Genomic DNA, 12,581 nt, shown 5'->3' on the forward strand with positions numbered 1-12,581 from the left:
CCATCGCCTCTACTCGACCGAAAGCATAGTGGTGTAAGCTAATCGCAGATGTCGGAGATTGGCAGTTGCGTCGTGCATAGCGGGTGGCAGCGGATGCCAAATCGCAAACCTTCGAGATTGGCTGAACCGATCCTCACTTCGTCATCCTAGGGCGGAGCGCAGGAGCGAAGCGACGTAGCGGAGGCCCTAGGATCCATGCCGTAACATTCGGGCGCTGCTGCGTTGAAAGTAGGGCTCTCTCACTTGGGCCTTTTGGCCCTCATCGTTCTTCGTGAACAGCTTCTTCTACCGGCGCCGTGCCTCATCGTAAGCAGGCTCGTAGACATAGCCTTCGCCGCGAACCGTCACCAGGACCACCGGCGCGTCGGGTTCGGTCTCGAACTTCTTGCGCAGTCGGGTAATGCGGATGTCGATGCTCCGGTCGCCCGGCTCGAGGTCGCGGTTGTGGGCGAGCCTGCACAGCTGGTCGCGCGACAATATCTGCCGGGGATGGCGCGCGAAGACGCATAGCAGGTCGAATTCCATAGACGTCAACTGGACGTCGGCGCCGTCCGGGTCCACCATCGTGCGGCCGTTTATATCGAGGACGCAGCCGCCGAAACGGATGCGGTGTTCCGGCTTCCGCTCTTCCTCGCCCAGGCGCCGGATGACGCTTCTGACACGCGCCAGAAGCTCGCGCGGTTCGAACGGCTTGGCCATATAGTCGTCGGCGCCGGCGGCAAGACCTTCCAGCCGATGCGGCAGGTCACCGACGGCGGTCAGCATCAGGATGCCGGCGCGGCTCTGCTTGGCGATTTCGCGGGCCAGGTCATAGCCGCGTTCGCCGACGAGGTTGACGTCGAGAATGACCAGGTCGGGGTTAAAGCCATCGAGCTCGGTGTGCATTCCCGCTCCATCCGCAACGGATCGGACATCGAAGCCGTGCATGAGCAGGTAATCCGACAGCATCTCGCGCAACGGCGCTTCGTCGTCGACGATGAGCAATTTCTGTTTTGTCACGCTTTAGCCCCTTCCATTGCGCCGGTCTCCATCGCCCTTAGGCGTTCCATCACGAGTCTGCGAAAGGTCTGCGGATCGAGCGGCTTCTCGATCACCGGCGCGCCGGTCTCGCCGATGAAGCGGTCAATCTCGGGTGCCAGCGTGTCGCCGGTCACGAACAGCAGCCGGCTGGCGAGTCCGGGGCGCAATTGCTCCAGCGCGCGGTAAAGGCCGGGGCCGTCGAGGCCAGGCATGCGTATGTCGCTGATCAAAAGGTCGATTCCTTCCTCACGCACAGCCTTGAGGGCAGCATTCGCGTCGTCGGCGATGGTGACGTCGTGGCCATCGCGGCGAAGCATCTCGGCGATCATCGAGGCAATGTCGGAATCATCGTCGACCACCAGAATTCGTGCGGCCGAGGGCGCAGGCGGCATCCTGCCTGCAGCCTCGGGCGGAGCGACCGTTTCGGCTCGGCCGCTCGGAAGCCGGATCGTAAACCGTGCACCGCCGCCCTCCGTCGAATCCAGTTCTATGCTGCCGTCGTGGGCAGTCACGATGCCCTGGCAGACAGACAGCCCGACCCCGGTGCCTTCACCGGCCATTTTGGTCGTGTAAAAAGGCTCAAAAGCACGCGCGCGGACCGTCTCAGGCATGCCTGGGCCATTGTCGGCGACAACGATCTCGACGGCATCGTCTTCCCCGGTGGTGACAATGGTCAGCCGCCGCGGGTGCGGGACCTGCAGCAAAGCCTGCTGCGCGTTCACCACCAGGTTGGTCACCACCTGATGAAGCTGGTCCCGGTCGCCCCAGACGTCGGGAAGCGGTTCCGCCAGTTCGGTGCGGATTTCGACCCCAGCCGAACGCAGGCTGTAGCCGGCGAGCTCCAGTGAGGCAACCACGACTTCATTGATGTCGACAGCGCCCCGTGTGGGGGGCTTCTTGCGGGCCATCGCCAGAAAGGTTCGGACGATGCGCGAGCATCGCTCGGCCGCGGCGTGGATCTTGTCGGCGCGCCCCACGGTCGCCTCGTCCGTCGAGAACTCCTTCAGCATCGAACTGTAGCCGATGACGACGGACAGCGGGTTGTTGAGCTCATGCGCCACGCCGGCCAGCAGCGAACCGAGGGCGGAAAGCTTTTCCGACTGGTACAGCGTCTCGCGCTGGCGTGCGATCTCCGCCTCGGCTTCGCGCTGGCGGGTAATGTCGGTGACGGCCGCAAGCATGGCCGAACGGCCGGCCTGCGTGATCAGCCGCGCCGAAACCAGCGTATCGATTCTCGACCCCTGCATATTGGTCATGCCGGCTTCGAATGCATCGACGATTCCGTCTCTCAGCAAGAGCCGCAGGAGATCGTCTCGCCGCGAGAGATCTTCCCAGGTCGCCGTCGCTTCGGCTCCGATCTGGCCGACCTCGATGCCGAGCACCTTGCGCGCCGGTTCGTTGACGAACAGGATTTCGGGCCCGTCTATTGCCGAGATGGTGATCGGCAGCGGCACGCCTTCGGCGATGGCGCGAAACTGCGCCTCCCGTTCGGCCAACAGCTTCTCAGCTTCCAGTCTGGCTTGCTCGGCCAGGACGCGGTCCGAGATATCGCGGCCGACGGATTGCACTTCGACAAGGCGCCCGTCGCTGTCGAAAATGCCATGATCGTTCCAGGCCAGCCATCTGCTCACGCCACCAGGCATCGCATTGACAAGTTCTATGCTGGCATTCGGCGCCTCCGGGGTGAGGCGGGCCAAGTGGTCCAAAAACCTGCGACGTTCGTCGGGCGGCAGCACGTCGAGTTCGCACCAGGACGGGTCGAGAAGCTCTTCGCGCGTCATCCGGCACGCCCGGCAATAGGCGTCGTTGACGAAGCTCAGATGGCCCTCCGGCGACATGCGGACGACGAATTCGGTCTGCAGCTCGACCACGCTGCGGTAGCGTTGCTCGCTGTCGGCCAGTTCGCGCAGGGCCGTGCGGTTTTCGGCGAAGATGCCGGCTATTTCCCGCAGAAGCACGCCGTGCAAGGCATATACCGAGATAAGCAACCCGACCAAAATGACCGCATAAGGAAAAAACGATTGTTGCTGGGCGTAGGACTGATAGAGGCCGATGCCGACGACAAGCACGATCAGCGGCAAAACGCAGGCTGCCATCAGCAACGCGTAATGCCTGGACAGCTTCGAGGAGGTCGGCACGGCGAGGTCTCCACAGACGGATGCGCCGTCACGACGGTTGCTGTTTCCGTGCGGCCAGTGGACTGAACGGCCCACGGCCTGTCAAGCCGGCCTGCCCGGCTATCTGCCCGACGTCGTTGAACATAACCGTGGGATGTTTCACGATGATGCCGTACGACCGATTACCCGGCTTCTATTGTTTCAATTGTGTCGAACCGCCCGAAATCGGCAGCAGACGCGGCCGATTGACCCGGAGTGAATGCGCCCTGTAGGTTTGGAGCGTCGCTCGCCGCGGGGGAAAACGCATGGCCGACATCATTGTCGTGGACGACGAGACCGACGTGGCTTTCATGATCGCCGACTATTTGCAGGCGAAAGGCTACCGCATTCGCATGGCATCCGGCGGCGCCGACTTGCGCGAGGCGATCGCCGCGGCGAAGGCCGATCTTGTCGTACTCGACCTCAACATGCCGGGCGAGAACGGCTTTAGCCTTGCCCGCTGGCTGCGCGAGCATCACGACACCGGCATCCTGATGCTGACCGGTGCCGATTCGGTGTTCGACAAGGTGGCGGGCCTCGAGATCGGCGCCGACGACTATCTGGCAAAACCGTTTTCACCGGTCGAGCTGGAAGCGCGGATCGCCGCGGTGCTGCGCAGACGCAGGCCGAAGGGGTTGAACGACGCCGACGCTTTGCCGGCCGGGCAATTCGCCTTTGGAACCTATGTGTTCGACGCTCGCGCGAGAAACCTCATCGACGCCGACGGCGTGGCCATTCCGCTGACGCCGATGGAGCTCGATCTGGTGGCGGCCTTCGCCACCCGGGCCGGCCAAGTCATTGGTCGCGACGAATTGCTCGAACTGGCGCCGCCCAGGGGCGACGAGCCGTTCGACCGCAGCATCGACAGCCGCATCACCCGGCTGCGCCGCCGGCTCGAAAAGGACCCAGCCAAGCCGGAACTGATCAAGACAATCCGCGGTGTGGGATACCTGTATCCAAGACGGTGAATGAGTGTGATTCAGGGACCAGGCTGCCCCGCGGGCGGAACGATCTGCATGACAAGGCGCATCAGATCGGCCTGGCGGGAGGCGCCGGTCTTCTGGAAGATATTGTCGAGATGCGTCTTGGCGGTCGCGTTGGCAATGTGAAGGCTGGCGGCGGTCTCGGCCAAGGTGTGCCCGGCCACAAGGCTGGCGAGCACGCGGGTTTCGGCCAGCGTAAGCCCAAAGGCTCGCGCCAGCATTCCGGCGGCGTCATGCTCGTCCGGTGCATTGCCGATGAACACCGCGGCTACCGCCGCGGGTTCCATACCGGCGCGCAAGTCGCCGCCGGCCATCGGCAGCACGCGGGCAAAGACGGGCGGCAGCCCGGATTCGCTCAGGAGGACGGCAAGCCCTGTCTTGCCGATGCTGACCTCATCCTGAGCCGCAAGCATGATGGCGCTGTGAAGTTCCCTGGAAGCCGACGGGATCTTCGCTTGCAGAATGCCCCGGACATCCTGGATCGGGCCGCCGCTCCGCAGCATGTGCTTGGCCGAACGGTTGGCGTGCAGGACGGCGCCACGTTCATTGGTGAGGACCACGGCGCATGTGAGGGCATCGAGCGCCTCGGCCATTCCTGCGCGCTCGACAGTGCCGATGTCCAGCATGTTGCTGATTATCACCGAACGGCGCACATGCGGCAGCAACAGTCTGCCAAGCTTGATTTCGCGCTCGGTGATAATGCCTTGCCGCTGATGTCGGGCAACGGCGAAGCCGGCAAGGCGGGTAGGGGTGTGGATCAGGAAGAACGACATCACGTCGACCAGGCCTTGCGGCTTCAGGAACTCCTGAAAATATCGCGAGGTCTCCAGGTAGGTTTGAGGGATATGGCGTGAGACCACATGCGGCATATCGAGCGAAGGCCATGTCGAGAGATCCTCGAGCAGCCGGGCGTGGATCTCGGGTATATATTTCGCCTGTTGCTCCAGCCAGTATGGCTCTATTCCCACGGTCCTGTAGATCAGCAGCCGATCGTTGGCGAGGTCGTCAAGCTGCAGGACCGCAGTCTGGGCATCGAGCGCATCCCTGATCCCAGCCAGCGCGTGCTCCCATCGCCCCGGGTCGAGTGCGCAATCGTAGATTGAGCCGATCAGCTTCGACAGATCATGATGCGACAATGCCTTGGCCATCGACGGCCCCCCGCATGTCGACAGCGCGTCCGACGCGGAAAGTAGCGCGCTCTCACAGGTGCTCTCGCCTCTGCAAATTTAGCGATCGCTTAAATTCCGATTATCTCCCCCAAACAGGGGATGCGCAAGCACCCGGGCGGTGAAATACTCGCGCCCCAGAAGATAAGGTCACACTTACTGTGACAACCAGTGGGTTCAGCGCGTTCCTGGCTCGCGGGCCTTCGCCACCGTGATGCAGCCGGGGGGACTAATCAAGAATTCTGCCTGCGTGCGCCGAGTATCACGGCGCGCGACCGCCTATTGCTAAAACTTGAGCCGGGTTCGACCCGGACAATTCGGGATGGAGCAGCATTATGTACAGATACATTGCTTTTGCAGCACTTTGCATGGCGGCGATGCCCGCGCATGCCGACGAGCTTGGAGCCATGAAGGCCGAAAGCATCGATCTCGCCGGCTTCCTTGGTGTCGTCTATTATACACCTCAGGAGGACGGCTATCGGGTGGTCACCACAATCGCGCAGGGCGAGGCTGGCTTGCCAGTGCGTTTCGTGGCGACACTGACCGAGAACCAGATGGTCGCGGTCTCCGTGCCGGGCAAACTGGGCGAGTCGGACCAGATCATCGACATATCGCGCGTCGGCGGCAAGCTTGTGGTCAGCCCGCATCCGATAGACGGCATCGTGGTTTCGTCTCCGAAGCCCGCCGCCGACTGATTCAGGGTTGAGTTATCCAGCATCAGTGATCCAACATCGAGTGGTCCGGGGGCATGCGCGTTGCGGCGGCGCTGGATGAGCCTGCAACATGGGCCACAGACGATGTCTGCATGGTTCGTCCTCCCGTCTGTCGTCGTCTTGACCGTTGGCGCCGGCTTCGCCGCGTCTTCGCAAGCTGAGCTGGCCTCGGGCAAGTTCTACGAGGCTGTCGGCAACAAGGTCGATGCGCGAACCTATAACGGTTTTCGTCGCTACCATGGCAGCTGCAATCACTGCCATGGCCCCGACGGCATGGGCTCGACCTTCGCCTCGGCGCTTGTCGACCGGCTGCCCGGCATCGAGGTCTTCCGGCGCAATGTTCGCGACGGCGTGCGCAGCGGTGCTTCGGTCATGAAGGGCTTCGCCGACGACCCCAACGTCGCTCCTTACATCGACGACATCTACGCCTATTTGCAGGCCCGAGCCGACGGCGCCCTTGGCCGAGGACGGCCTGAGAAGCTTGAACCTTAGATATCGCAGGCTGCCAACTTCACCAGACCACGGTGAGACGGTCATCGCTTCCGAGCGCCACATGGGTGTCGAAAGGCGAGCACTCGCGCTCGAGCATGGCCGCGAGCCAGGTGGCATCTTCGCGCAGGGCGCGGTTTAGCCGGAACCTGGCGAGCTGGAACGGCACCAGCTCGAGCGAAACAAGCGTACCGTCCGGTATGGCGAGCCGCGGCAAATACATCAGCGCAAGCTCACCGCGAAAGGTTTCGTTGCCGGTGATTCCCTCATAATCGGTGAGGAAGTCGCCGCATCCGTAGAGGATCAGCCGGCCGTGATGGATTTCGATCGGCTTGGGATGGTGGGAGGAGTGCCCATGCACGACATCGAAACCTGCAACATCGATGAGCCCATGGGCAAGCGCGCGTTCTTCCGCCGGGACTTGGTAGCCCCAGTTGCCGCCCCAATGGATCGAGGCCACCGCGAGGTCGCCGGGCTGTTTTATAGCCTGCACGGATCGGGCGATCTGCTTGAGCGACCGGGCCGAGAGATCCGCCAGCAAATTGATCCCAGGCTTATAAGCTCCGGCTGCCCATGAAGCTGGAACGCCGCTCGTCTCGAGCGCGAAGCCGAAGACCAGCACGCGGCCCCCGCCGGCCGGTTCAATGACGGCAGGTGCCGCCGCCTCGTCCGCCTCAAGCCCGGCCCCGGCATAGGCGAGGCCGGCAAGCCGGAGCGTATCGAGGGTCTCGACGAGGCCGGGCTCATCCCAGTCGAGCACATGGTTGTTGGCGAGCACGCAGCAGTCTATCCGTGCCGCCGCCAGGCAGCCGATGTTTGCCGGGTTCATTTTGTAATTGATCCCCTTGGGCGCCAGGGACAGGCTGGTGGTGATGCTGGTCTCGAGATTGATGATCCGCGCATCGGGCGCTTCACGCTCCAATTCGCTGAGCGCATCGCCCCAGACATACGCATCCTCGACCTTTCTCGGGATCGGGCCATTGCTGCGTTCGGCAAGCTCGACATAGGTCGTCGCCGATTTGACATAGCGCTCGCTAAGGTGCGGATCGCCCGGACTGGCGAGGATCTGGTCGATGCCGCGCCCGAGCATGACGTCGCCGCACAGGAACAGTTTTGCGCTGCTTCGAACGGGTCGTCCGGCGGCGGCGGCGTTGTTCGCGATCTGCGGCATCGCTCTCGAATCTCCTGCGTGCCAACACCCGGTGACCCCAAGGGGTTCCCAGCCAATTTGCGCGGATCGCATCGCGCCGCGAGATCAACCTGTTCGTCGACCACAGCCAGATCGTGCGGCTCGAGGCGCATCGCTCCGGCATCTGGGGAACCAAGAGCACCCTGGGGGCGAATCCAGAACATTGGGTGAGAGGCGGCGGGGCTTCATTCCGGCCGCTTCGCGGCCACCTCTCCCCCGCTTCGCGGTGGGCGAGGAACCCAGGTCTTGATAGGTTTGTCTGAAACGATGTCCCCGCCGCCGTTCTCCTCCGACCATGATCCTTCGAAAGTAGCCCGGATCAGATCGAGGCGCCCTCAGCCCCACTTCATCTCGCCGGTGGCGACCTTGGAGCCGATGTCGAGCGCCACTCCCATGCCGAGGTTGGGGAAGCGGGCTTCCATGGCGCCCTTGAGCGCGGCCGCGTCCTAGCCCTTGGCCAGTTCTTCCTCGAAGGCAATGAGGTAGGTTTTGGTGTGCTCGACGCCCGAAAGGTCGGTGGCGGCCTGCGCCGTCATGTGGCCGGGCACGACGATTTCAGGCTTGGCGGCAGCGATCTTTTCGAGATTGGCGAGCCAGGCGGCGCGCTTATCCTTATTCGGCGTGTCGGCGGTCCAGACATGCACGCCGGAAAAAATCATCACCCCGCCGAACACCGCGTCGCGCCCGATCGAACCGACCCCCTCTACCCTGCCGGCCATCTCCCCCTCAGGGGACCCTCAGGGGGGAGATTGGCTGTCATCGGCGCCTTCGCCAATCACTAGCGTTGCAAGACGAGCGCCGAGGCCCGAACTGCCGATCTCCCCTCTTGTTGGAGGAGATGGCCATCGCGGGCAAACAAGCACCGACCGCCCACCACGCTTCGCGCTTCTCCTGCCGGTTGGAATTGGCGCCGGGCGACAGGTCGACTGAGATCAACGCTGCCGGGCTCTAACTTTTATCCTTTTACCCGGCAGCATCTCGGAGTATAATTAGTCTTGGCTAAAATAAAGGTTTGAAAACGGAAAACCTTCCGTCTTTGGGCGGGGGCACCTATGGGAGGCTCGCATGCTTAGCGGTTTCGGCAAGGCCTGCGCGGTAATCCTTTTTTCAGGGAACTGCGCTTTCGCCCAATCGGATTTGATAGAACCAGAGGCTGGAAAGTGGAAGACATGGGTAATCACGTCTGGCGAGGACTTCCGAGTCCCGCCGCCGCCTGACGCCTCCGCCGCAGCAGCCGAATTGGCGCAGATGCGGGATCTCTTGGCGCAAAAGGATCCGGCTACCGCCGACAAAATCACCTTCTGGGACGCCGGCTCGCCTGGGTACCGATGGATCGATCTGGTCAACAATCGCCTTCTCGAGAACCAGCAGATTCCAAATGCGCACCGCGTCTACACCTATTTGACGATGGCGATGTACGACGCCACCATTGCTGCGTGGGACGCGAAGTACTTCTACAATCGGCCGCGCCCGAGCGAGGCGGATGCGACACTGGCGACTGCGCTGCCGCCGCCGCGGAGTCCCTCCTATCCATCCGAGCATGCCGCAGCCGCCGGAGCTGCCGCGACCGTTCTTTCTTATTTCTTTCCCAAAGAGACATCGTCGTTCAAGGCAATGGCCGAAGAAGCGGCTCAGTCGCGTGTCCTTGCCGGTGTCCAGTTCCCAAGCGATTCTTCCGCCGGCCTGGTGTTGGGGCGGAGGGTCGCAGAGCAGGTGATTGCGCGGGCAAAGGCCGATGGCTCCGATGCAGCGTGGACCGGCACTGTTCCGACCGGGCCGTGCATGTGGGTCGGGAGCAAACCCGCCAATGTAACCATGCCAAACTGGAAGCCGATCGTGCTGGCAGCACCCGATGAATTCAGGCCGCCGGCGCCGCCCGACTGCCAATCCCCGGCCGTAAAGGCCGAGATGGACGCAATCCGACAGTTTGAACGAAAATTCCCTAACAGCTACAAAGCGTTCTACTGGCAAAGCCCATCCGGCCTGTTCACCGACTGGTATGACTATGCCAGCAAGTGGATGTTCGAGGACAAGACGGATACGAACCCGCCGCGTGCCGCGCGGGCTTACGCGATGCTCGCAACGGTCTATTACGACGCCTACATTGCAAGCAACGATGGGAAGTACGCCTATTGGTATCTGCGGCCCAACATGCTTGACGCGAGCATCACGCCCCTGTTCACGGTGCCGGCCCATCCCAGTTATCCGTCGAACCACTCCACGCTCTCGACTGCCAGATGCGAGGTCCTGGCGTACCTGTTTCCCCGCCATGCGGAGTTCATCCGCGCGGTTGGTAAAGAGGCGGGTGATTCCCGCGTCTGGGCAGGCATCCACTATGAAATGGACAACCGGGCCGGCGCCGCGCTCGGTAAAGCGGTCGCGGGGAAATTTATCGAGCGGGCAAAAACAGATGGGGCGGACTAGCAGAAGGAAAGAGGCCCTCTTTTGATGCCATCTCGACCCTTTGCAAATGGCACCCATGGCAGTTGGCCGAGCAATTCCTTCACATTGACGAGATCGCTAGCATCGAGACCCCTCGGTGAATGAGGCATTAAACACTGTGAACAAGTCGCGAGCGCTCCGTCGGTCCCCGTGGTCGTGATGTAGCCGCGTGAGGCTGAGAGCGGCTCGCGCAGGCTGCCGCCGAGCCGACCGGCACGCTGCGCATTGCGGGGCCCAACGATTACGGCACGTCGGCGATGGTGCCAGTGGTCACCGCTCTCAGCGCGCGCTATCCCGCCTGCCGGGTGGAACTGACGCTGGGCGACGAGACGATCGACCTGACTTCCGGTGGAATGGACGTGGCGCAACGCCGGCGGTGCTGGCGGCCGTCCGCGCCGGCCCGTCGGTGCTGCCGGGCTTTTTGGTGCGGGACGAGCTGGCCGGGGGACGGCTCGTCCAGATCCTGCCCGAGTGGCAGCTGCCCTCCGGCGGCATCTACACAGTCTACCCGGCCGCGCGGTTTAGGCCGCCCAAGGTGACGAGGTTTGTTGAGATGCTGGTCGCAGCTGAGCAGCAGAAGGGGGAGGGGCGGGAGCGGTAAGGTTGGGGTGAGGCGCTGATGGCCGAAACGCTTGACGCGCCAAGGCCGAAGCTGCCGATCTCCCCCCTCGAGGGGGGAGATTGGCAGCTTCGGCCTTGGCCCATCACGCCTTCCCCATCACAGGCGCATACTCAAGCGCCACCACGCCGCTGCTGAATGGCGTGGCCGAAATCAGCTCGAGCGGCACTTGCTCGCCGGGCGGGAACAGCGGTTTGCCCTGGCCGACGGCGCCGGGATAGCTGAGCAGCCTGATGCGGTCGACAACGCCATGGCTCAGTAGCTGCTGGGCGATGCTTAGGCTGCCATGCACATAGATGTTGCCTGCGTTGCTTCAATTCCCTGACCACTTCCGGCAATGCGCCCGTCAGCAGCTCGGCCGGTTGCGAGTCGAGCGCCTTCAGGCTGGTCGAGGCGACATATTTCGGCAGCGCGTTGAAGCGGTCGGCGAAGTCTCCGGTTTCCTCAGGCCATGACCCGGCAAAAATCTCGTAGGTCGTGCGCCCCAAAAGCAAGGCGCCGCTGTCGGCAAGCTCGTCTTCCTTGAACCTTTGCATTTCATCGTTCCAGGTCATGCCGGGCAGCTTCTCGACCTCGGCAATGCCATCGACGCTGATGAATTCGGTTACGACAAGTTTTCTCATGGGGGTTCTCCGTTTGGCAGAGGACGGACGGCGCAGGGCTGATGCGACACGCTCCGTGAAAATAGCGTGGTCGCTTGTCAGGGGCTTTTCCTATTCGCCTCCAAAGGACCGATACTATGGGGAAAAGCTTCTCCGACCTGGACTAAGTTCCCAAGATCGGATTGGTGTTACATCTGAGTCAGATATTCCCAAAGGACGCATTGCAGGAAGATCATGGGATTCGGGGTCTTCATTCACCGCTCAGATTCGATCTACAATGACCGTCCCGCAGAACAATACCAATTTCCTCGCCCGTACTTAAGCCGCGTCGAAGCGTGCGTCGGCGACTGGATCATTTACTACGAGCCTAGCAAGGTAAACGACACCCGTGGCTATTACGCTGTGGCCAAAGTCCAACAGATCATTCCCGATCCTGTAGCGCCTGATATGTACCTCGCTCTGATTGAGCCCGGAACCTATCTCGATTTCGTCAATCCTGTTCCATTTAACGGAACTGATGGTCTCATTGAACGAGGCTTGCTCAACGACCAAGGACGCATTTCCGGTCGCGCCCAATCGGCCGTCCGCCCAATCAGTCCAGCCGATTTTAACCGCATCATAGATTTGGGTCTGGACACGAATGAGTTGTTGCTGCCACGCCTCGATGAGGTCGGCCCATCTACCGGTTTTCAAGATGGGCAGGCGCCATTCGAATTCGAGCAGAGTCGTGATCGCTTAAGCTACATCGGATCGCGAATTGTGCGGGACCGCATTTTCCGTCGCATCGTCTTGCGCGCCTACGACGAGCGCTGCGCGATCACGGGACTCAAGTTGATAAATGGCGGCGGCCGAGCCGAGGTTTCCGCCGCCCATATTCGACCGGTCGAAGTGAACGGACCCGATATCGTCAACAATGGCATCGCATTATCAGGCACAGCGCACTGGATGTTCGATCGTGGATTGATCAGCCTATCCGACGATCTGGAAATCCTGATCTCGCGACAGGTCAACGACCTCGACAGCGTGCAGGCATTCATAAATAAGACTCGCCGTGCGCTTCCGCCGGGCCGGCAGTTTGAACGCCCGCATCCTCGTTTCTTGCAATGGCACCGCGAGCATTGTTTTAAGCAGTGAGGCGGCGTCCGGCGCGTTGGTGGGTGAGTTGGAACGGCCTGTTTTGACCCGAGGACGAAGCCGCTCGC

At 62.2% G+C, this 12,581-nt stretch carries 10 protein-coding genes and 3 pseudogenes; 6 read left to right on the plus strand and 7 right to left on the minus strand.

Annotation, left to right across the window (positions count from 1 at the left end):
- Positions 1–285: 285 nt before the first annotated feature.
- Together NMG80_RS03505 and NMG80_RS03510 are read right to left on the minus strand one after the other, a co-directional pair.
- Positions 286–999, minus strand: coding sequence for a response regulator (locus NMG80_RS03505; RefSeq protein ID WP_254016852.1), 714 nt, complete (start codon positions 997–999; stop codon positions 286–288).
- On the minus strand, positions 996–3,158 hold the full coding sequence (locus NMG80_RS03510; protein ID WP_254016853.1) for a hybrid sensor histidine kinase/response regulator: 2,163 nt from the start codon (positions 3,156–3,158) through the stop codon (positions 996–998). Before NMG80_RS03510 ends, NMG80_RS03505 begins: the two co-directional genes overlap by 4 nt.
- 284 nt (positions 3,159–3,442) lie before the next feature.
- Between NMG80_RS03510 and NMG80_RS03515 the strand changes: the two genes are divergently transcribed.
- Entirely contained in the window at positions 3,443–4,144 is a 702-nt protein-coding gene (locus tag NMG80_RS03515) for a response regulator transcription factor (RefSeq protein ID WP_254016854.1), read from the plus strand.
- An 11-nt stretch (positions 4,145–4,155) separates the two neighbouring features.
- Here NMG80_RS03515 and NMG80_RS03520 read toward each other — a convergent pair whose 3' ends face one another.
- Complete coding sequence (locus NMG80_RS03520; RefSeq protein WP_254016855.1) at positions 4,156–5,307, minus strand: helix-turn-helix transcriptional regulator; 1,152 nt, start codon at positions 5,305–5,307, stop codon at positions 4,156–4,158.
- Between the two features lie 353 nt (positions 5,308–5,660).
- Between NMG80_RS03520 and NMG80_RS03525 the strand changes: the two genes are divergently transcribed.
- Positions 5,661–6,020, plus strand: a complete 360-nt coding sequence (locus tag NMG80_RS03525; protein WP_254016856.1) for a hypothetical protein — start codon at positions 5,661–5,663, stop codon at positions 6,018–6,020.
- A gap of 75 nt (positions 6,021–6,095) precedes the next feature.
- Complete coding sequence (locus NMG80_RS03530) at positions 6,096–6,530, plus strand: c-type cytochrome (protein ID WP_254016857.1); 435 nt, start codon at positions 6,096–6,098, stop codon at positions 6,528–6,530.
- A gap of 19 nt (positions 6,531–6,549) precedes the next feature.
- Here NMG80_RS03530 and NMG80_RS03535 read toward each other — a convergent pair whose 3' ends face one another.
- The gene (locus NMG80_RS03535) at positions 6,550–7,698 is read right to left on the minus strand and encodes a CapA family protein (protein ID WP_254016858.1); all 1,149 of its coding nucleotides are present in this window, start codon (positions 7,696–7,698) and stop codon (positions 6,550–6,552) included.
- Positions 7,699–8,051: 353 nt separating this feature from the next.
- A pseudogene (locus tag NMG80_RS03540) lies at positions 8,052–8,396 on the minus strand (MBL fold metallo-hydrolase); the annotation flags it as partial.
- A gap of 385 nt (positions 8,397–8,781) precedes the next feature.
- Here NMG80_RS03540 and NMG80_RS03545 point away from each other — a divergent pair.
- Both NMG80_RS03545 and NMG80_RS37730 read left to right on the plus strand, forming a co-directional pair.
- Positions 8,782–10,140: a phosphatase PAP2 family protein gene (locus NMG80_RS03545; RefSeq protein ID WP_254016859.1), complete on the plus strand. Its 1,359-nt coding sequence runs from the start codon at positions 8,782–8,784 to the stop codon at positions 10,138–10,140.
- 203 nt (positions 10,141–10,343) lie between these two features.
- Positions 10,344–10,759: pseudogene (locus NMG80_RS37730) on the plus strand (LysR substrate-binding domain-containing protein); the annotation flags it as partial.
- A 103-nt stretch (positions 10,760–10,862) separates the two neighbouring features.
- Here NMG80_RS37730 and NMG80_RS37195 read toward each other — a convergent pair.
- On the minus strand, positions 10,863–11,069 hold the full coding sequence (locus NMG80_RS37195; protein ID WP_367185914.1) for a dihydrofolate reductase family protein: 207 nt from the start codon (positions 11,067–11,069) through the stop codon (positions 10,863–10,865).
- Between the two features lie 85 nt (positions 11,070–11,154).
- Positions 11,155–11,400: pseudogene (locus tag NMG80_RS37200) on the minus strand (dihydrofolate reductase family protein); the annotation flags it as partial.
- Between the two features lie 213 nt (positions 11,401–11,613).
- Here NMG80_RS37200 and NMG80_RS03565 point away from each other — a divergent pair.
- Positions 11,614–12,513: an HNH endonuclease gene (locus NMG80_RS03565; protein WP_254016860.1), complete on the plus strand. Its 900-nt coding sequence runs from the start codon at positions 11,614–11,616 to the stop codon at positions 12,511–12,513.
- Positions 12,514–12,581: the final 68 nt, after the last annotated feature.

The organism is Mesorhizobium escarrei, assembly GCF_935825525.1.
GTDB lineage: Bacteria > Pseudomonadota > Alphaproteobacteria > Rhizobiales > Rhizobiaceae > Mesorhizobium > Mesorhizobium escarrei.

What these genes read in the sequence shown, in the direction of transcription:
- NMG80_RS03515 (WP_254016854.1), top strand. Translation starts at nt 3,443, where the DNA reads ATGGCCGACATCATTGTCGTGGACGACGAGACCGACGTGGCTTTCATG.
- NMG80_RS03520 (WP_254016855.1), bottom strand. Translation starts at nt 5,307, where the DNA reads ATGGCCAAGGCATTGTCGCATCATGATCTGTCGAAGCTGATCGGCTCA.
- NMG80_RS03525 (WP_254016856.1), top strand. Translation starts at nt 5,661, where the DNA reads ATGTACAGATACATTGCTTTTGCAGCACTTTGCATGGCGGCGATGCCC.
- NMG80_RS03530 (WP_254016857.1), top strand. Translation starts at nt 6,096, where the DNA reads ATGAGCCTGCAACATGGGCCACAGACGATGTCTGCATGGTTCGTCCTC.
- NMG80_RS03535 (WP_254016858.1), bottom strand. Translation starts at nt 7,698, where the DNA reads ATGCCGCAGATCGCGAACAACGCCGCCGCCGCCGGACGACCCGTTCGA.
- NMG80_RS03545 (WP_254016859.1), top strand. Translation starts at nt 8,782, where the DNA reads ATGCTTAGCGGTTTCGGCAAGGCCTGCGCGGTAATCCTTTTTTCAGGG.
- NMG80_RS03565 (WP_254016860.1), top strand. Translation starts at nt 11,614, where the DNA reads ATGGGATTCGGGGTCTTCATTCACCGCTCAGATTCGATCTACAATGAC.